General features: G+C 61.8%; 18 protein-coding genes. 4 read left to right on the plus strand and 14 right to left on the minus strand.

What is annotated here, in order from left to right; genetic code table 11:
* Positions 1-3 precede the first annotated feature (3 nt).
* Both RL_RS21680 and RL_RS21685 read right to left on the minus strand, forming a co-directional pair.
* Positions 4-876, minus strand: coding sequence for a methylated-DNA--[protein]-cysteine S-methyltransferase (locus RL_RS21680; RefSeq protein ID WP_024322943.1), 873 nt, complete (start codon positions 874-876; stop codon positions 4-6).
* Between the two features lie 79 nt (positions 877-955).
* Positions 956-1453, minus strand: coding sequence for a DUF2244 domain-containing protein (locus RL_RS21685; protein ID WP_011653603.1), 498 nt, complete (start codon positions 1451-1453; stop codon positions 956-958).
* On the opposite strand from RL_RS21685, the gene nth reads away from it, so the two are divergent.
* Positions 1452-2258 carry an endonuclease III gene (gene nth / locus RL_RS21690; protein WP_011653604.1) on the plus strand — a complete coding sequence of 269 codons (807 nt, stop codon included), beginning with the start codon at positions 1452-1454 and terminating at the stop codon, positions 2256-2258. The two genes, RL_RS21685 and nth, sit on opposite strands and share 2 nt — an antisense overlap.
* Here nth and RL_RS21695 read toward each other — a convergent pair.
* The gene (locus RL_RS21695; protein WP_028742343.1) at positions 2223-2801 is read right to left on the minus strand and encodes a TetR/AcrR family transcriptional regulator; all 579 of its coding nucleotides are present in this window, start codon (positions 2799-2801) and stop codon (positions 2223-2225) included. The genes nth and RL_RS21695 overlap by 36 nt on opposite strands.
* An 83-nt stretch (positions 2802-2884) precedes the next feature.
* On the opposite strand from RL_RS21695, the gene RL_RS21700 reads away from it, so the two are divergent.
* On the plus strand, positions 2885-3310 hold the full coding sequence (locus RL_RS21700; protein WP_011653606.1) for a VOC family protein: 426 nt from the start codon (positions 2885-2887) through the stop codon (positions 3308-3310).
* 3 nt (positions 3311-3313) lie between these two features.
* Here RL_RS21700 and RL_RS21705 read toward each other — a convergent pair whose 3' ends face one another.
* On the minus strand, positions 3314-4027 hold the full coding sequence (locus RL_RS21705; protein WP_011653607.1) for a sulfate transporter family protein: 714 nt from the start codon (positions 4025-4027) through the stop codon (positions 3314-3316).
* Positions 4028-4261: 234 nt separating this feature from the next.
* Between RL_RS21705 and RL_RS21710 the strand changes: the two genes are divergently transcribed.
* On the plus strand, positions 4262-5116 hold the full coding sequence (locus RL_RS21710; protein ID WP_011653608.1) for a MurR/RpiR family transcriptional regulator: 855 nt from the start codon (positions 4262-4264) through the stop codon (positions 5114-5116).
* A 51-nt stretch (positions 5117-5167) separates the two neighbouring features.
* On the opposite strand, the gene RL_RS21715 is transcribed toward RL_RS21710, so the two are convergent.
* From RL_RS21715 to RL_RS21755, 9 genes are all read right to left on the minus strand, one after another.
* On the minus strand, positions 5168-6751 hold the full coding sequence (locus RL_RS21715; RefSeq protein WP_041936475.1) for an FGGY-family carbohydrate kinase: 1584 nt from the start codon (positions 6749-6751) through the stop codon (positions 5168-5170).
* Positions 6751-7440 carry an HAD family hydrolase gene (locus RL_RS21720; RefSeq protein WP_011653610.1) on the minus strand — a complete coding sequence of 230 codons (690 nt, stop codon included), beginning with the start codon at positions 7438-7440 and terminating at the stop codon, positions 6751-6753. Before RL_RS21720 ends, RL_RS21715 begins: the two co-directional genes overlap by 1 nt.
* A 94-nt stretch (positions 7441-7534) precedes the next feature.
* Entirely contained in the window at positions 7535-9016 is a 1482-nt protein-coding gene (locus RL_RS21725; protein ID WP_011653611.1) for a mannitol dehydrogenase family protein, read from the minus strand.
* A gap of 84 nt (positions 9017-9100) precedes the next feature.
* Positions 9101-10099 (minus strand): ABC transporter ATP-binding protein, encoded by a 999-nt coding sequence (locus tag RL_RS21730; RefSeq protein ID WP_011653612.1) that lies wholly within the window; start codon positions 10097-10099, stop codon positions 9101-9103.
* Between the two features lie 20 nt (positions 10100-10119).
* Positions 10120-10950, minus strand: coding sequence for a carbohydrate ABC transporter permease (locus RL_RS21735; RefSeq protein WP_011653613.1), 831 nt, complete (start codon positions 10948-10950; stop codon positions 10120-10122).
* A 1-nt stretch (position 10951) separates the two neighbouring features.
* On the minus strand, positions 10952-11824 hold the full coding sequence (locus RL_RS21740) for a carbohydrate ABC transporter permease (protein WP_017989489.1): 873 nt from the start codon (positions 11822-11824) through the stop codon (positions 10952-10954).
* A 141-nt stretch (positions 11825-11965) separates the two neighbouring features.
* Positions 11966-13276, minus strand: a complete 1311-nt coding sequence (locus RL_RS21745) for an ABC transporter substrate-binding protein (protein ID WP_011653615.1) — start codon at positions 13274-13276, stop codon at positions 11966-11968.
* Between the two features lie 146 nt (positions 13277-13422).
* The gene (locus RL_RS21750) at positions 13423-14376 is read right to left on the minus strand and encodes a sugar-binding transcriptional regulator (protein WP_011653616.1); all 954 of its coding nucleotides are present in this window, start codon (positions 14374-14376) and stop codon (positions 13423-13425) included.
* A gap of 149 nt (positions 14377-14525) precedes the next feature.
* Positions 14526-15104, minus strand: a complete 579-nt coding sequence (locus RL_RS21755) for an exopolysaccharide biosynthesis protein (RefSeq protein ID WP_011653617.1) — start codon at positions 15102-15104, stop codon at positions 14526-14528.
* 396 nt (positions 15105-15500) lie between these two features.
* Here RL_RS21755 and RL_RS21760 point away from each other — a divergent pair, with 396 nt between their 5' ends.
* Positions 15501-16415 (plus strand): ROK family protein, encoded by a 915-nt coding sequence (locus RL_RS21760; RefSeq protein WP_041936476.1) that lies wholly within the window; start codon positions 15501-15503, stop codon positions 16413-16415.
* Here the strand turns inward: RL_RS21760 and RL_RS21765 are convergent.
* On the minus strand, positions 16412-18322 hold the full coding sequence (locus RL_RS21765; protein WP_011653619.1) for a beta-N-acetylhexosaminidase: 1911 nt from the start codon (positions 18320-18322) through the stop codon (positions 16412-16414). The two genes, RL_RS21760 and RL_RS21765, sit on opposite strands and share 4 nt — an antisense overlap.
* Positions 18323-18331: the final 9 nt, after the last annotated feature.

The raw sequence follows: 18331 nt of genomic DNA on the forward strand, positions 1-18331 counted from the left end.
CCCTCAGGCGTGCGCCGATTCCCACCCGAGCATCGCCCGCTTGCGGGTGAGGCCCCAATGGTAGCCCGTCAGCGCGCCATTCTTGCCGAGCGCCCGATGGCAAGGCACCACGAAGGAGATCGGGTTTGCCCCGACCGCCGCACCCACGGCGCGCTGCGCCGTCGGCCGGCCGATATCGTTGGCGATATCGGAATAGGTGACGGCCTTGCCGAACGGGATTTTCAGCAGACTTTCCCAGACGCTCACCTGAAAATCCGTGCCGATCAGCACGACACGCAGCGGCTGGTCCGAGGACCATTTGCCGGGCTCGAAGATGCGGGCGGCATAGGGAACCGTCGCCTGGAGGTCTTCGACATAACAGGCGTTCGGCCAGCGGCAGGTCATATCCTCGAGGCAGGCCCTCTCGTCGCCGGAATCGCTGAAGGCAAGGCCGGCAAGGCCGCGGTCGGTCACCATGATCAGCGCCACGCCGAAGGGGCAGATGTGGAAACCGTAGCGGATAGTGAGACCGCCGCCCTTGGCCTTCCATTCGCCGGGTGACATCGCCTCATGGGTGACGAAGAGATCGTGCAGCCGGCTCGGCCCGGAAAGGCCGACCTCGATCGAGGTCTCGAGCAGCGGCATGTCTTCCTTGCGCAGCAGCCGCTTGGCGTGGTCGAGCGTCACCGCCTGCAGGAAGCCCTTGGGCGACAGCCCGGCCCAGCGGGTGAAGGTCTTCTGCAGCTGGGTCGGCGACTGGTTGAGCCGCGCCGCGATCGCCTCCAGCGAAGGCTGGTCGCGGTAATCTTCGGTGATGAGTTCGATTACCCGACGGACAATGTCATAATCAGGACCGTCAGGCGTGATGTCTGTCTGCAGGTTGGCAATCATATTCATCGTCTTTCTCCTTGTAACAAGGAGATAGTCAAGTGGGGATGAGCAAACCACCCGATTCTTGCGCATCCGCCGGATAGGCTCAGATCCGCTGCTTGACCGTCGCCAGCGCTCCCTTGAAAGCCTTTGCGAAGCTTTCGCGATCATCAGGATTGAGGAAGGAGCCGATATCCGTGCGCCGGCCTTCGCCGAAGATATGCATGGAAAGGATGCCGATTTCCTGGTGCCGGCGAACGAGGAAGCGCGTCCAGAACGGATTGAAATGATGCTCCACCATCCGTCCCGATGGCGCAAACTTGCGCACCGACACGTCCGTGCGCGATACCGACACCTGTTCGCGCGCTTTCCCGGAGCGGTAATTCAGCCAGAAGGCGCCGTAAAGAAGCAGAAAATCCACTCCGAAGAACAAGCCGATTGGCCAGGCCCCCGTCGCGATGAAGAACGTGCCGTAGAGCAAGCAGACGGCACCGGAAAGGGCAAGCAGCACCTTGAAGCCCCGGCGGCCAAGTGACCGGTGGGGAAAGAGCTCGGCAGCGAAAACAGGCTGCTCATTGAAGCTGTCGGCGTTGCTTTCCATCATGGCTGCCGATTATAGAGTTTCCATGGCGAATCCGAAACTCAAATCCGCTACTAAGACGCCGCAGGACGCGAATGTGATCGCCCGCCGCAAACCGGCGGCAGCGGTGCGCACGGCCTATTCGCTGGCCGAGCGCGAGGAGATCTTCCGCCGCTTCTCGGTGCAGCGGCCGGAACCGAGAGGCGAGCTCGAGCACACCAACCCCTTCACGCTCGTCGTCGCCGTCGCGCTTTCGGCGCAAGCGACCGATGTTGGCGTCAACAAGGCGACGCGCGCGCTCTTCAAGGTCGCCGACACGCCGGAAAAGATGCTCGATCTCGGCGAAGAGCGGCTGCGCGACCACATCAGGACGATCGGCCTCTACCGCAACAAGGCGAAAAACGTCATCGCGCTCTCGCAGATGCTGGTCGACCAATTCGGCGGCAAGGTGCCGGAGACCCGCGACGAGTTGGTGAGGTTGCCGGGTGTCGGCCGCAAGACCGCCAATGTCGTGCTTTCCATGGCCTTCGGCCGGGCGACGATGGCCGTCGACACGCACATCTTCCGCATCGCCAATCGCATCAGGCTTGCCCCCGGCAAGACGCCCGACGAGGTCGAGGTGCGGCTGATGAAGGTGATCCCGAACCATTACCTCTATCACGCCCATCACTGGCTGATCCTGCATGGCCGCTACATCTGCAAGGCGCGCCGGCCCGAATGCGAGCGGTGTATCATCGCCGACCTTTGCAAATCGCCGGAGAAGAGTTGGGATGTGCCGGCGCCGCTGGTCGAGCTACCGCCGCAGGTGATCGGCGAGGCCGTCGAGTAGGACAGCGATCGCCTGCTCGTAATGCCGCCTTTCAGCGCCCACCTCGATCGCGATCGCCGCGCGATCGAAGGCCGCCGATAGCAGCGACGTCAGTGGTTCGAGCATAGCGCCGGCCTCTGGAAGCATCGCTGCAAGCCCTGCCCGCAGCGTCGCTTCCGCATTCTCTGCATCGATCGCCGCACTCGCCAGCGGGCCGAGAACGGCAGGTGCCTCGATCAGCAGCAGCCGGGTGCGCCCTTGCGCCATCATCGCATCGAAATAGGCCGAGGCGCCGGCGATAAGCATGGCACGCGGCGCGTCGCAGGATGCCGAGCGCGCCTCGATCGCCGCGGCCACCGCGCGCGCCTCGCATTCGATAACCGCCCGAAATAGCGCCTTCTTGTCTTCAAAATGATGGTAGAGCGCGCCACGCGTCACTCCCGCCGTCGTGACGATCTCCGGCGTCGCGGTTTCGGCATAACCTTTTTCGACGAAGAGACGTCGACCGGCATCGATCAGTGCCTGTCTCGTCTGCTCCGTTCTCTCGCGATTGCTGCGGCTCATGCACACCTCTTTACATACAAACTGAATGTATGTTAATAGTCAAAAACATACAGATTGTATGTAAATTAAAAGGAGGAAACGAGATGAAATCGACGAGCTATTATCCTGTCATGATGACCGACGACGTTGCCGGCACCGCCAGCTTCTATTGCACGCATTTCGGCTTCAAAGCTCTGTTCGAAAGCGACTGGTATGTTCACCTGCAATCGGCAGAGGAGGAGCATATCGCGCTTGCCATCCTTGACGGCAGCCATGAGACCATCCCGGCCATAGCCCGCGGCAGGGTGTCCGGCCTGCTCCTCAATTTCGAGGTCGGCGATGTCGATGCGATCTATGCAGCCTGCCGGAGCGCCGGCCTGCCAATTCTGAGAGAAATCCGCGACGAGGATTTCGGCCAGCGGCATTTCATCACCGCCGATCCGAACGGCGTGCTGATCGACATCATCAAGCCGATCCCGCCGAGCGCCGAATTCGCGGCGATGTACGACACCTCCGCCCTGCCCGCTTGAGTCTTAGGCACGCAAACCGGTGTCCTTAGCGGAAACCAACTTGTGCAGATGCACCATCATGCCGGCGGCAAAAAGCGGCGTCAGAAGATTGACGATCGGGATCGCCAGGAAAAGGGCGATCATCAGCCCGCCGAGAAAGACGGTGGAGGCATGTTTGGCGCGAAAGAGCCGCGCCTCATCCGGCGAACGGAAGCGCATGGCGGCGAATTCGAAGAATTCCCGTCCGAGCAGATAGCCGTTCACCAGAAAGAACGCGACCAGATTGACGCCGGGTATGAACAGCAGCAGCAATGCCAGGATATTGCCGAGGATCACCACACCGAGGAACTTGATCGAGCTTGCCATCGCCGGACCGAGTGGCATGGCGGTGCCCGGCGCGTCCTTGGGATAGTCGCGCTTTTCGATGACATCGGCGACGTCGTCGAGAAACAGGCCGGCAATCAGCGCCGTGACCGGCGACAGCAGCAGCGCCAGCATGAGAGCAAGGCCAATACCGGCGAGAATTGCGAAGATGAGAGCGAACCACCCCGCCCAATCAGGCATATCGGGAAAGAAGCTCGTGAGCCAGGGAAAGAGAAAGGCCATGAAGGCTCCGCGCAGCGCGAACCAGAGTCCGACAAGCACGAGGATCGTCAGGCCGAGCACCTTCCAGAAGACAGAACGTGTTTCCGAGGCGAACAGATTGGCGAGCGAAAGTCGAGCGGCGTCAAGAATCATGTCTCAGGCGTCTCCGGTTGCGCCGAAGATGTAGGGAAGAGGCAGGCCACCGACAAGAGAGAATAAAATTGCATTCAGTAATAGAAAACTTGTCGAAAACTAAATACTAATATAATATTGTGACATATATGAAATACGCACGGGCCTGAGAAGCAGCTTCCGAAATAGTTGCAAAGACAAGGGGTCGCAACAGCGCATCCACGGAACGCCTCTGAGGAAGATGGGGAGGCTACCGTGGAAGACTTTGTGCAAAAACTCAGGCAATACGCAAAAACCGGCACACCGGCCGAGCGCCGTATCGCGAAATATTTCACCGAACATCTGAACGACCTGCCGTTCGAGACGGCTGCGTCCGTTGCCGACAGGCTGGATCTCTCGCCGATGACCGTCGGGCGCTTCCTGCGCTCGCTCGGTTATCAGGGATTGGACAGCGTCAAGGTGGAGATTCGCGAGACCGTGACGACATCGCCGGCGCAATTACAGAGCGCCATGAGCGAGCTGCATGCCGACGCCGCGGAGGGCAAACCGCTCGCCGTGCTGGTTGCCGAACAGATCCAGGCCCTCCATCATATCTATCATCTGACGGCGCAACCGAACTGGTCGGAAGCCGTCGGGATGATCAGCACTGCCCGCGAAGTGTCGATCGCCACTCATGCGCGGCTCGCAAGCCTGGCCAATCATTTCTGCCAGCGGCTGACGCAAGCCCGCGACGGCGTGCGCACGCTCGACGCCGCCGACAACCGTTTTGCGGAACTCTTCGCCCGGCTGGCGGTCGACGACGCGCTGCTCGTCATCATCGATTGTCGCCGCTTCGCCAAGGCGCGGCTGCTTGCCAGAACGGCGAGGCGCTACGGCTATAAGGTCGTGCTCATTTCGCCGCAGCAAGCGGACTGGATGGCGGACCAGTCGAACGTCATGCTACCTCTGCCGCCCGCTCGTGCCCCCGATCTCGACAATCTTCCGCCGCTGATCGCGCTGCTCGATTGCCTGTCGGAATCCGTCATCCTCCAAGTCGGAGAAGAGGCGGCACTTCGCCGCCGCCGCATGATGGAGTTCGCGACCGTCCTCGGCGAGACGGCGAACCACTAATTTTAAAAGGATCATGCGCAGATTTAAAGTGATGGAGCGCCGCGCGCCGCTCTATTGCATCGTTTCCAATTCGGCGCGGTGCCGGTGCATGGCGAGAAGACGGCGGTAGTCGCGGTCGTAGAGCGCCTGCTTCGCCTTGTCGGGAAGCCGTTCGTCGGCGCCCGGATACATCGCCTCGCCGGCCGCCGCCAGATCCTTGTACAAGCCGCAGGCGACGGAGGCTGCGATCGCCGTGCCGAGCAGCACCGCTTCGTTCATCTTCGGCACCACGACCTTGCAGCCGGTCGCATCGCTATAAAGCTCCATCAGCACCGGGTTTTTCACGTGTCCGCCGGCGATATGCAGCGTATCGGTCATGTAGCCGTATGCCTTCATCATTTCCAGGATATGGCGGATGCCGAGCGCAATCCCCACTGCAGAGCGCCAGTAAAGCGCGCAGAGCCCGTCGAAGGACGTATCGAGCGTCAGTCCGCTGACGACGCCGACCGCATGCGGATCGGCGAGCGGCGAACGGTTGCCATGGAAATCCGGCAGCACGAAGATCCGCGCACCGAAGGCATCGCCCTTCTCGGCCCGCAATTCGGCGATACGCGCGACGATCCTCTGATGCAGCGCCGCCGTCGGCTCGCCGCCGGCCGCATGCATGCGCACGATGTGGTCGAGCAGCGCGCCGGTCGCCGATTGCCCGGCCTCCACCAGCCAGGATTGCGGGAAGACGGCCTCGTAATAGGGACCCCACATGCCATGGCTTGGCTTGCGCTCCCGCGAGAAGGTAACGATGCAGCTCGATGTGCCGGCAATCAGCGCCAGCTGGTGCTCGCGTTTGACAGGATCAGCGGCATAGCCGCCGAGCGCGCCGAGTGCGCCGGCATAGGCGTCGATCATCCCGGCGGCGACACGGCAGTCCACAGTCAGCCCCAGCGCTTCCGCCGCTTCCTCGGTAAGCCGGCCGACGCTGTCTCCGACAGGCGTGGTCTCATCCGGCAGGTGGCCGCGCGCCTGAAGGTCCTCGAGGCCGATTCGTTCCAGGAAATCCTGCTGCCAGCCCTTTTCGAGATGGGCGAGATAGTTCCATTTCGCCGTCAGCGTGCAGCGCGAACGGGCGGCCGATCCGGTCGATTTCCACGTCATGAAATCGGCGAGATCGAAGAAGTAACCGGCCTTCTCCCATGTGGCGGGCAGCTTCTTCTTCAGCCACATCAGCTTCGGCATTTCCATTTCCGGCGACATCACGTGGCCGGAATGTTCGAGCACCCTGTGCTCCGTCGCCGTGCAGAAATCGGCTTCCTTCAGCGCCCGGTGATCGAGCCAGACGATCGTGTCGAAACGCCGGTCGCCGCCTGTGGAAACGCTGAGCTGCCGGCCTTCGCGGTCACGGACGACGAGCGAACAGGTGGCGTCGAAGCCGATCGCTCCGACCGAGGCGGCGGCGATGCCGGATTGCTCCATCGCCCTGCGCACCGCCATGCAGGCGGCCGACCAGATGTCTTCGGAATCATGCTCGGCATGGTTTTCGCGCGGCCGGTTCATCACGATCGGATGCTCGGCCTTGGCAAGCAGACGGCCGCGTGCATCGAAGACGCCGGCACGCGCGCTGCCCGTGCCGATATCCACCGCAACCACATGATCACGCATCAAGTCTTGGTCCCGTCCAGCTTATGGTTGCGGACAAGGTGTATCAAATCCGGCATGGCGTCAAACACCACATCAGGCGAAAGGCGGTCGAGTTCGGCACGATATCCGGTGAAATTTGCGTGTGACCCGCCGGTGAAGGCAAAGACCGTCATGCCTGCCGCCTTGGCGGCGGCAATGCCGGCCGGGCTGTCTTCGACGACAAGGCAATGAGCCGGCTCGACCTGCATTTCACGCGCCGCATGCAGGAAGAGATCGGGCGCCGGCTTGCCGCGCTTGACCATCGTTGCGCTGAAGATGTCGGGCAGCCTGTCGAGAAGCCCGGTCACCGATAGCGACAACCGGATTCGTTCCATCTGGCTGGAGGAGGCAACGCAACAGCGAACGCCAAGCCCGTCGATCGCCGCGGCGATACCGTCGATCGGCTTCAGTTCCGTGCGAAAACGGGCGTAGAGTTCGATGCGGATACGCTCGAGGAATTCCTCGTCGGCATGGACGTTGAATTCGGTTTCCAGCGTATCGATGAGGGTCGACAGGCTGCGGCCGAGAAAACGCTCATAGGCCTGGTCCTCGGTGATCGAGACGCCGAGATCGTTCATCGCCTCGACAAGCACGCTGATCGAGATCGGCTCGCTATCGACGAGTACGCCATCGCAGTCGAAGATCACTAGCCGTGTTTCAGCATCAGCCATGGAAGACCCAACCTGAGTTCAATTCGGACGCGTTGCCGTCCCGCTTCACTCGCAAGGCCGGATGAATGGCGGCAGTGACCGCCATCCAGATTCCTTACACTGCGAGCTTGCCGTCGAGATAGAGCTGCAGCGTCTCCCGCGTGCCCTTTTCCCACAGGGTTTTGAGAGCATGAGCGAAACGCTTGCGGAAAAGTTCGGATTTCGCCACTTCGCCGAAAATATCGTCGAAGACAAGGAAGGCCGACGGATCGTCCTTGGCTTTCAGCGCCGCCGCATGCAGGCGCTCTGCGCTCGCGTCGTTGAAGACGATATCCTTGCCACTGTCGGTCTTGCCGGCGAAATAACGGCACCAGAGTGCCGAAACCAGCGCCAGACCGACGACGTCCCTGCCCTGACCCAGATTGTCGAGCGTCGACGGCAGGATGAATTTCGGTTGGCGGTTCGAGCCGTCCTGCGCCAGACGCGGAATGGTGTCGGCAATCTTCGGATTGAGCAGGCGATGTTCGATCAGCGCGAAATAATCCGTCAGCGACGTGTTCGGTACCGGCGGCACGATCGGAATGATCTCGTCTTTCTCGAGCTTGGCAAGGAAGGCGCGGATCAGCGGGTCTTCCATGGAATCATGAACGAAATGAATGTCCATCAACGCCGCCGGATAGGCGATCGCGGCATGCCCGCCGTTGAGGATGCGGATCTTCATATGCTCGTAAGGCGTCACATCGGCAACGAAAGTGACGCCGACCTTTTCCAGCGCCGGCCGGCCGGCGGTGAACTTATCCTCGAGCACCCATTGCTTGAATTCCTCGCAATAGACCGGCCAACTGTCCTCGATCTGGAAATTGTCCCTGAGGAAATCGATCTCGCGCTGGCTGGTCGCCGGCGTGATTCGGTCGACCATGCCGTTCGGGAAGGCGACATTCGCCCGGATCCAGTCGGCAAAGGCAGGGTCCGAAAGTGCCGCCGTGCCGACGACGGCATTGGCGGTGACGATGCCATTATGGGGAATGTTGTCGCAGGACATGACGGTGAAAGGGCCGATGCCCTTGTCCTTGCGCGCCTTCAGACCGGCGACGATCAGGCCGAACACCGTCTTCGGCGCGTTGGGGTTCTCTCCGTCTGCGGCGATCGCCGGATGGGCCGGATTGAACGTGCCTGATGCATCGATGAAATAACCGCCCTCGGTGATCGTCATCGAAACGATGCGGATTTCGGGATCGGCAAGCCTGGCGATGATCGCAGCGGCATCGCCGACCGGCAGGATGTCGATCATCGGTGCGGTGACGCGCGCCGCCGTCTTGTTGTTGTCCTGTTCGACCACCGTCGTCAGGAAATCCTGCGCCGCAAGCTTTTCGCGCATCGCCGCATCCGACGGCAGCACGCCGGCGCCGACGATCGCCCAGTCGTGATCCGTGCCTGCGTTGAAGAGATCGTCGAGATAGATCGCCTGGTGGGCACGGTGGAAATTGCCGACGCCGAAGTGCACGATGCCGGCTTTCAGCGACGCCCTGTCATATCCAGGGATGGCAGCAGTGCGCGCCACATCCGAAAGCGTTGCCAGCGATAGTTTGCACGTCATGTTTCAGTCCTCTTGAAGGTCTTGCCGAGACGGCCGGGCGCCATCGCTCGGCTCGCATGCCTGCCCCCAGCCCGGCCGCCTGCCTCAGATGGCAAGGCCGCCCTCGTTGAATTTATGAATACGCGAACGGTCCGGCGTCAGGAAGACCGTATCGCCCGCTTTGGCGGCGAAGTCGCCGCTGCCGCGCGCCGTCAGCATGCCGATACCATCGGCATCGATATGCAGGAAGGTGTCGGAGCCGAGATGTTCGGCGACCACCACCCTGCCCTTCCACTCGCCGCTTTCCATCGACAGCAGCACATGCTCGGGCCGGACGCCGATGGTATGGGCGTTGAGCGCGGCGGCATGTTGGCCGGTGATGAAGTTCATCCTGGGCGATCCGATGAAGCCGGCGACGAAGAGGTTGCGGGGACGGCTGTAGAGTTCGAGCGGCGAGCCGACCTGCTCGATATTGCCTCTGTTCAGGACGACGATCTTGTCGGCCATGGTCATCGCCTCGACCTGGTCGTGGGTGACATAGACCATCGTCGTCTTCAGCTGCTGATGCAGCTCGCTGATTTCGAGGCGCATGTTGACGCGTAGCGCCGCATCGAGGTTCGACAGCGGTTCGTCGAACAGGAAGGCCGAAGGCTGGCGCACGATGGCGCGGCCGATCGCCACGCGCTGGCGCTGGCCACCGGACAGTTGGCGCGGCTTGCGTTCGAGATAATCGGTGAGGTTCAGCACCCGGGCGGCATCGCTGACCTTGCGGTCGATCTCGGCCTTGTCGACGCCCGCCATCTTCAGCGGGAAGGCGATGTTGTTACGCACGCTCATATGCGGATAGAGCGCATAGGACTGGAACACCATGGCAAGGCCGCGCTCAGACGGCGCCTTTTCGGTGGCGTCCCTGCCGTCGATGACGATCTTGCCGCCGGAGACATCCTCGAGCCCGGCGATCAGCCTAAGCAGCGTGGACTTGCCGCAGCCCGACGGGCCGACGAAGACGACGAACTCGCCGTCCTTGATGTCGAGATCGATCGAAGGGATGACCTTGGCTTCGCCGAAGACCTTGGAAACCTTCTGAAGGGTAATGCTGCCCATGTTTCTCTCCCTTTTATATATTATTTCACAGCGCCGAAGGTCAGGCCGCGGACGAGTTGTTTCTGGCTGAACCAGCCAAGGATCAGGATCGGCGCGATCGCCATCGTCGATGCCGCCGAGAGCTTGGCGTAAAACAGGCCCTCGGGGCTGGAATAGGAGGCGATGAAGGCCGTCAGCGGTGCTGCCTTGGAGGCGGTGAGGTTGAGCGTCCAGAACGCCTCGTTCCAGGCAAGGATGATGTTCAAGAGCAGCGTCGAGGCAATGCCGGGCACCGCCATCGGCGTCAGCACGTAGACGATCTCCTTCATCAGCGACGCCCCATCCATGCGCGCCGCTTCCAGGATCTCGCCGGGGATTTCCTTGAAGTAGGTGTAGAGCATCCAGACGATGATCGGCAGGTTGATCAGCGTCAGCACGATCACCAGGCCGGTGCGCGTGTCGAGCAGGCCAAAATTGCGGAACATCAGATAGATCGGGATCAGCGCGCCGACCGGCGGCATCATCTTGGTCGACAGCATCCACATCAGCACGTCCTTGGTCCGCTTGGTCGGCGAAAACGCCATCGCCCAGGCGGCCGGAATGGCGATGATCAGGCCGATCAGCGTCGAGCCGAAGGAGATGACCACCGAGTTCATGAAGTGGCCGAGATAGTTCGACCGGCTCTGCACCTCGGCGTAGTTCTCGGTCGTCCAATGGAAGAACAGGAACTGCGGCGGCGAGGCGATGGCGTCGGCTTCCGACTTGAAGCTGGTCAGGAACGTCCACAGGATCGGGAAGAAGATCAGGATGCCGAGAGTCCAGGCGATCGCGGTGACGATGAGCTTGCGCTTGGTTGTGACTTTTCTGGCCATCTCAAGCCTCCAGATTCTTGCCGACGAGGCGGACGAGGAAGATCGCGACGATATTGGCGAGGATAACAGCCACGATGCCGCCGGCCGATGCGCCGCCGATATCGAACTGGAGAAGCGCCTGGGCATAGACGAGATAGGTGAGGTTGGTGCTGTCGGTGCCCGGCCCGCCATTGGTGGTGACGAGGATTTCGGCAAAGACCGAAAGCAGGAAGATCGTCTGGATCAGGATCACCACGGTGATGGCGCGCGCCATATGCGGCAGGATGATGTAGATGAACTTCGAGATCGGCCCGGCGCCGTCCATCTCGGAGGCTTCCTTCTGCTCCTCGTCGAGCGACTGCAGCGCCGTCAGCATGATTAAGGTGGCAAAGGGCAGCCATTGCCAGGCGACGATCAGAATGACGGAAAACAGCGGCGCATTGGCCAGCCAGTCGATCGGCTGCAGGCCGAGCGCCTTGGCAAGATGGGCAAACAACCCGTTGACCGGGTTCATGAACATATTCTTCCAGACCAGTGCTGCCACCGTCGGCATGACGAAGAACGGCGCAATCACCAGGATGCGCACGATGCCCTGGCCGTACATCGGCTGGTCGAGCAGCAGCGCAAAGGCGATGCCGCCGATGACGGTGATCAACAACACGCCGGCGACAAGCAGCAGCGTATTGATCAGCGCGGCGAAGAAGGCCGGATCCGTCAGAAAGTACTGATAATTCAGAAAACCGACGAAGCTTTCCATGCCGGGGCTGAGCAGATTGTAGTTCAGCAGCGAGAAATAGATCGTCATCGCCAGCGGGACGATCATCCATGCAAAGAGCAGCAGCACGGAGGGCGCAATCATCAGGCGCGCGGAGGAGCGGGTATGTAAGGTTGCCATGGCAATCACCGATCTGGACTGAAGCGGGGAGCGGCCGCAAGGCAGCTTTTGTCTGGAAAAAAGCGGCCGCCGATGCAGTTCGGGCAATCGGCGGCCCAGAGGGGCGGAATGTCAAGTATCCCGCCACTTGCTCAGGAGGTTTTACTTAATGTAGCCAGCCTTGGTCATTTCGCGGGTGGCCAGCTGCTGTGCGCTCTGCAACGCCTGATCGACCGAAAGCTGGCCGGCAAGGGCTGCCGAGAACTGCTGACCGATCGCCGTGCCGATGCCCTGGAATTCCGGGATCGCCACGAACTGGACGCCGACATAGGGGACCGGCTTGACGGTCGGCTTGCTCGGATCGGCCGAGTTGATCGAGTCGATCGTCATCTTGGCGAAGGGAGCCGCCTTCTGGTACTCGGCATTCGCATAGAGCGAGGCGCGGGTGCCCGGAGGGGCATTCAGCCAGCCGTCCTTCTCGGCAACGAGGTTGGTGTAATCCTTACTCGTCGCCCAGGCGACAAACTTCTCGGCGGCTTCGGCCTTCTGCGAACCTGCCGGGATGGCAAGGCTCCAGGCCCACAGCCAGTTGCCGCGCTTGCCGAGACCCTTATCGGGAGCCAGCGCAAAGCCGACCTTGTCGGCGACGGTCGATTCCTTCGGGTTGCTGACGAAGGACGCAGCAACGGTGGCGTCGATCCACATGCCGCACTTGCCGGTCTGGAAGAGCGCCAGGTTCTCGTTGAAGCCGTTGGAGGAAGCGCCCGGAGGGCCGGCATCCTTCATCAGCTTGACGTAGAAGTCGAGCGTGTCCTTCCATTCGGGCTGATCGAACTGCGGCTTCCAATTTTCATCGAACCAGCGGGCGCCGAAGGAGTTGGACATCGCCGTCAGGAAGGCCATGTTCTCGCCCCAGCCGGCCTTGCCGCGCAGGCAGATGCCGTAGACTTCCTTGTCCTTGTTGGTGATCTTGCGGGCAGCGTCGGCAATGAAGTCCCAGGTCGGGGCGTCCGGCATCTTCAGGCCGGCAGCGTCGAACAGGTCCTTGCGGTACATCACCATCGAGCTTTCGCCGTAGAACGGCGCCGCATAGAGTTTGCCGTCCATGGTCAGGCCGCTGCGGATCGCTGGCAGCAGGTCGTCGACGTCGTAATTGGCGCCGAGATTGTCGAGCGGCACCAGCCAGCCCTGCTTTGCCCAGATCGGCACTTCATAGGTGCCGATCGTCAAGACGTCGTACTGGCCACCCTTGGTCGCGATATCAGTCGTGACCTTCTGGCGCAGTACGTTCTCTTCCAGGGTGACCCATTCAAGGTCGATGCCGGGATTCTTCGCCTTGAAATCATCCGTCAGCTTCTGCATCCGGATCATGTCGCCGTTGTTCACGGTCGCAATCGTCAGCGTTTCGGCCGAAGCCATACCGGCAAACGCCAGTGCTGAGCAGGCGCCCAGCAGAAAAGTTCTCAATGTCATAATCTTCCTCCCAGAAGATGGGGTGTGAGCATTCGCTTCGCTCATGAGCAATTACTCAACAAACAACAAAGAATGTCAATCGACAATCGTTGCTGCGATGCCGAAGGACATGGTCATCTCGTTGATTTAATTAGAATATTTTTTGCTCAATTCCTGAGCAAAAACTCAGCAGTCTCTTCATCAGTGATCAGAGCATTGATTTGATGGCCGACAACGGCAGCCCTGATCGCCTTGAATTTACGCTTGCCCTTGGCCAGCCCAATGACCATCGATGCGTCGCGGGACGGGATCGGCGCCGACGCGACGCGCTCGTTGATCGGGTTGTCGATCAACCTGCCGTCGACATCGAAGATCCAGCCGCAGATCTCGCCGACAGCACCTCCGCGCATCAGCTCCATCATCTCGTCCTTCTCCAGAAAACCGTCGACGCAGAGCGGCCCATCGATGCCGAGCTCGCCGATACCGACGAAGGTGACATCGGCTTGCGCGCTCATGTTAAGCGTCGAGCGCACCAGCTGTTGGCCATGCAGCAGCTCCCGCTCCTCGGCCGAGGTGACGAGCACCGGCAGCGGCATCGGATAGTGTCGCGCCTTCACGGCATCGGCCATGCTGAAAATGACGTTGTAATAGGCCGCCGATCCGTCCGGGGCGATATTGCCGGTCAGCGAAACGATGCGGTGATTGGGACATTCGATCGCCGGCAGCTGGTCGACGGCCGCCTTCAGCGTGCGGCCGGTACCGATGGCAAGCACGATCGGCTCGGCCCGTTTCAGCCAGCGCTCGATCTCGGCCGCGGCTGCCTCGGCGATACCGACCGTCGTCGACGACGACGCGGGATCGCTCGGCACCACCTCCACATGTTTCAGCCCGAATTTCCGCCGTAATTGATTGCCGAGCTCCAGGCAGGCGGCGATCGGATGATCGAGCCGCACCTTGATCAGACGCTCGGCGACCGCCAGCGACACCAGCCGCTGCGCCGATTGCCGCGAGATGCCCATCGCAGCGGCGATTTCATCCTGCGTACGCCCGGCGACGTAATAGAGCCAGCCGGCACGCGCCGCATCGTCGAGCCGTGCAGGGGTCTCGGATCTTTTTACCATCTATTGCCTACCGCGCAAAATGAGCCGGCGTGCCGCCGCCGAACATGATTTGAGTCTGTATCGCGCCAGATCAAAACAAAATTCCGGCAAATGTCGAGCCTGTTGCAAAGAGGTCGGCCAAATAACGCCATCACTCAAGCAAACTCCGTTTAGGCAAACCATTGCACGACGAGATAGATCGCCGCCTTCACGAGACCGTAAATCACCCCGCCGGCAACGACGAGCGACACGGCCGTCATTACGAAGCCGATGAGCGCGAAGAGCCCGTCACGGCCCAAGATCCCGAACGCGAAGACCGAGATCGTGACCGCCGGCAGGATATTGCCGAGCGGGACCGGCAGCAGCAGCACGATCGACAGCAGCAGGCATGCCGCACCGGCAAGATATTCTGCCGGCGGTTCGGCGAAGATCGCAAGCCGCGGCTTCAGCATGCGCTCGGCCCAGGCGAGCCAGCGGTGGATTCGGCCGACAATCGTCTCGAAATCCTCCCGCCGCATCGAACGGTTGGCAATCACCTTCGGTAGCCAGGGTTTCAGCCCGAAGGTCAGCTGCGCTGCCAGGAAGACCAAGGGCGCGCCGAGCACGGCCGAAGTGCCGGGCGGAGTGGGAAAGGCGTTCGGCAACGCGAAGATCAGCATCAACGCGCTGATCGCCCTGTCACCCATCGTGTCGAATATATCGCCGATCGAGATCCGTTCGCGGCTCTGATCGGCGGCCATCTGTCGCAAAATAGATGAGAGGCGGCGGCCTTTGGGACGTGCTCTTCGGATGGTACTGTTTTCTCTCGTATCGATGGTCGTGGGTCCGGCAGTTGATGAAAGTGTAGGGCCGGATTCTGGCGATGCAATATGCCAATTGAATGACTTGCGGGGTTAGAAATTGCGGCTGTGATCGGAGCCTATGGGCTTGGGCTCACCAGATTTCTCCAACGTCTGCCATGACGGAATGGAAGATCCCGTCCCGCCTATCCGATCTCCCCACCTGTGGGAGAGATGTCCGGCAGAACAGGGGGGTGGCACACGGCACGACCATAAAGCCGGTGACACCACCGCCGAATGAGTGCTTGAAATTCCCCACCAACAATGCAAGCAGACGCGGGAGACCAGAGAAACGGCAGAGTGGCAATGATCATTTCATTCGACATCGGCGGCTCCGCCATCAAGGGCGGCATCGCCCGCTCCGAGACAGACATCCTTCCCCTCGGCCGCCGCCCGACACCCAGGGATGATTTCGCCGCTTTCGTCGAAACCCTGCGCGACATCATCGCCGAGACCGGTGAGCAGCCGAGCCGCATCGTCCTTTCCATCGCCGGTGTCGTCGATCCTGATACGCAGCGCCTGATCTGCGCCAACATTCCCTGCATCCACGACCGCACGCTCGCAGCCGACCTCGAAGCCGAGCTCGGCCTGCCGGTGCTGATCGCCAACGACGCCGACTGTTTCGCGATGGCCGAAGCCGGTCTCGGCGCCGGCCGCGGCCACCGCATCGTCTTCGGCGCCATCCTCGGCACCGGCGTCGGCGGCGGCCTGGTTGCCGACGGACGCCTCGTCAACGAGGCCGGCGGCTTTGCCGGCGAATGGGGTCACGGGCCGATCATCGCATCTGCGGCCGGCGATCCGCCCGTCGCCATTCCCGCCTATGCCTGCGGCTGCGGCCAGAGGGGCTGCGTCGACACGGTCGGCGGCGCCCGCGGCCTGGAGCGCCTGCACAAGACGCTGCACGATCTCGACCTTGCCAGCGAAGAGATCATCGGCCAGTGGCGCCATGGAGAGGAGAAGGCGACACGGACGATCGACGTCTATGTCGATCTCGTCGCCTCGCCCTTGGCGCTGGCGATCAACATCACCGGCGCGACCATCGTGCCGGTCGGCGGCGGGCTTTCCAATGTCGAGCCGCTGCTTGCCGAACTCGACCACGCTGTGCGCGCCCGCATCCTGCGCAAGTTCGACCGCCCGCTGGTGGTGCGCAGCGAATGCCGCATCGAACCAGGCCTGATCGGGGCAGCGCTTTTGGGGCTGAAGGCCGAGGCGGCAGCTTAAAGCACCGGCCACATTCGCACGATCGCTGCGAAGCGATCCCAGTCCTTGCGCGCAGAAGGCGTCCAGGCGGCTTCGGCGACGGCCGGGAGGCGCGGAAAAACCAGCCGGTTGAAATAGGCGCGCGAGAGGAAGTTCTCGGTCCAGATGCAGGCCTGGATACCGCGCATCTTCTCCCTTAGCACTTCCGGCAGCTCGCCCTCGGCCTCGTAAGCGTAGGTATGTTCCGGCGGTGCGTGGCCCGCCCAGCTGGCGCCCGGCTCGGCCCAGGCCTCCGCCTGCGCCATGTCGAGATAATAGGCTTGCCCCGGTGTCATCACCACGTCGTAACCTTGCTGTGCGAGCTCGATACCGACCTCGGGCTTTTCCCAGGCCATCAGCAGCGTGCCGTCGCGATCGACCCCGCCCCCATGCGAGACCTCGTTCCAACCGACGAGTTTCTTGCCGCGCTCGGACAGCATGGCTTTGATACGCTTCAGGAAATAGGATTGCAGCTCGGCGGTGCCGGTAAGTTTCTCCCTCTCCATCAGTGCCTTGCAAAGCGGCGAGGAAAGCCAGGAGCCATGCGCCACTTCGTCGCCGCCGATATGGAGATATTCGCCGGGAAACAGCGTCACCATTTCGTCGAACACCTTGCCGAGAAATTCATAGGTGAATTCCACCGCCGGATTGAGGGCGTTGTTCGGATAACCCTGCACCGAGCGGTAACTGTCCGGCGCCTCCTGGCCGTCGACGAGCTCGGGCAGTGAGAACAGTGTCGCCATGCTATGGCCGGGAATATCGATTTCCGGCACCACTTCGATATGCAACGAGGCTGCATGCGCAACGATCCGCCTGGCGTCCTGCTGTGTGTAATGGCCGGAGCGCGTTTGCGCCCCGTCGCCGAGCTGCGGCACGAGCACTTCATCCGGCCCACGCCGGGCGCCGATCTCCGTCAGCGCCGGATAGGCCTTGATCTCCAGCCGCCACGCTTCGTCATCGGCCAGATGCCAGTGGAAGATGTTGAGCTTGTTCCAGGCGAGAATATCAATCAGCCGCACGACGTCCGCCACCGGATAAAACTGCCTGGACACATCGAGATGGCAGCCGCGCCAGTCATAACGCGGCTGGTCGGCGATCGTGCCGAAACTGGGGAATTTGAAGCGCTCGCGATCGGCGCGAGCGCCGTGCAGCAATTGCGCCAGGCTGATCAGCCCGTAGTGCCGCCCGGCGGCATCGGCACTCGAAAGCATGATCTCATGCGCCGTAAAACGCAATTCGTAAGCGAAGGCGGCGATCGACGATTCGATGACGAAACGAATGGCCCGCCCGCCTTCGACGGCACTGAGGGAAAACGGCACATTGTCGGCCGGATAGAGCCGCTGATAGAGCTCCAGAACCAGCGAGAGCGCCTTGACCGCATCGGGCCGCGTCGGCTCGGCCGGATAAAGGACGACCGGCAGCTCTCCCGCCTTCAGCCCGAGCGCCAGCGGCCAGGGCAGCAGCGAATAGGGTTCCTCGGCCCGGCCCGGCGGCAGAATGGGCGGCGCCACGCCACCATCCCGGCCTTCGAGCATGAGATCGCCGAAACCAACAGAAACGTGGCGCCCGTCGCCAAGTGTCAGATAGGCCGACTTGACGCCTGATGTCATATGTTTCGGCGCCCTGGTCAGTCCCTCGACCGTGAACCGCCAGCGCCCGCCGGGCGGCACGCTCAGCCCCTCGGGCGGCAGGAATTCATGGAAATGCGCGACCTGCCGCTTGAGGCTGCCGCCGTCACAGACATGTTTGTCGGCAACCCGCGTCTCCGACGTATAGGCGAGCGAGAAGCCGGACAGCGGCTCGGTCGAAAGATTGAAAAGCGTGAAGGTGAGGCGCCCGAAACTGCCCTCGATCGGGCTCCAGCTTGCTTCCAGAAGGTAATCGGCCATGGTCGGGTC

The organism is Rhizobium johnstonii 3841 (assembly GCF_000009265.1).
GTDB lineage: Bacteria > Pseudomonadota > Alphaproteobacteria > Rhizobiales > Rhizobiaceae > Rhizobium > Rhizobium acaciae.

Bases quoted from the DNA above. Each gene is read 5' to 3' on its own strand.
- RL_RS21695 (WP_028742343.1), bottom strand. From the start codon at position 2,801: ATGAGCCGCAGCAATCGCGAGAGAACGGAGCAGACGAGACAGGCACTG.
- nth (WP_011653604.1), top strand. From the start codon at position 1,452: ATGGCTGCCGATTATAGAGTTTCCATGGCGAATCCGAAACTCAAATCC.
- RL_RS21715 (WP_041936475.1), bottom strand. From the start codon at position 6,751: ATGCGTGATCATGTGGTTGCGGTGGATATCGGCACGGGCAGCGCGCGT.
- RL_RS21735 (WP_011653613.1), bottom strand. From the start codon at position 10,950: ATGGCCAGAAAAGTCACAACCAAGCGCAAGCTCATCGTCACCGCGATC.
- RL_RS21760 (WP_041936476.1), top strand. From the start codon at position 15,501: ATGATCATTTCATTCGACATCGGCGGCTCCGCCATCAAGGGCGGCATC.
- RL_RS21685 (WP_011653603.1), bottom strand. From the start codon at position 1,453: ATGATGGAAAGCAACGCCGACAGCTTCAATGAGCAGCCTGTTTTCGCT.
- RL_RS21765 (WP_011653619.1), bottom strand. From the start codon at position 18,322: ATGGCCGATTACCTTCTGGAAGCAAGCTGGAGCCCGATCGAGGGCAGT.
- RL_RS21700 (WP_011653606.1), top strand. From the start codon at position 2,885: ATGAAATCGACGAGCTATTATCCTGTCATGATGACCGACGACGTTGCC.
- RL_RS21720 (WP_011653610.1), bottom strand. From the start codon at position 7,440: ATGGCTGATGCTGAAACACGGCTAGTGATCTTCGACTGCGATGGCGTA.
- RL_RS21680 (WP_024322943.1), bottom strand. From the start codon at position 876: ATGAATATGATTGCCAACCTGCAGACAGACATCACGCCTGACGGTCCT.
- RL_RS21750 (WP_011653616.1), bottom strand. From the start codon at position 14,376: ATGGTAAAAAGATCCGAGACCCCTGCACGGCTCGACGATGCGGCGCGT.
- RL_RS21725 (WP_011653611.1), bottom strand. From the start codon at position 9,016: ATGACGTGCAAACTATCGCTGGCAACGCTTTCGGATGTGGCGCGCACT.
- RL_RS21740 (WP_017989489.1), bottom strand. From the start codon at position 11,824: ATGGCAACCTTACATACCCGCTCCTCCGCGCGCCTGATGATTGCGCCC.
- RL_RS21705 (WP_011653607.1), bottom strand. From the start codon at position 4,027: ATGATTCTTGACGCCGCTCGACTTTCGCTCGCCAATCTGTTCGCCTCG.
- RL_RS21745 (WP_011653615.1), bottom strand. From the start codon at position 13,276: ATGACATTGAGAACTTTTCTGCTGGGCGCCTGCTCAGCACTGGCGTTT.
- RL_RS21730 (WP_011653612.1), bottom strand. From the start codon at position 10,099: ATGGGCAGCATTACCCTTCAGAAGGTTTCCAAGGTCTTCGGCGAAGCC.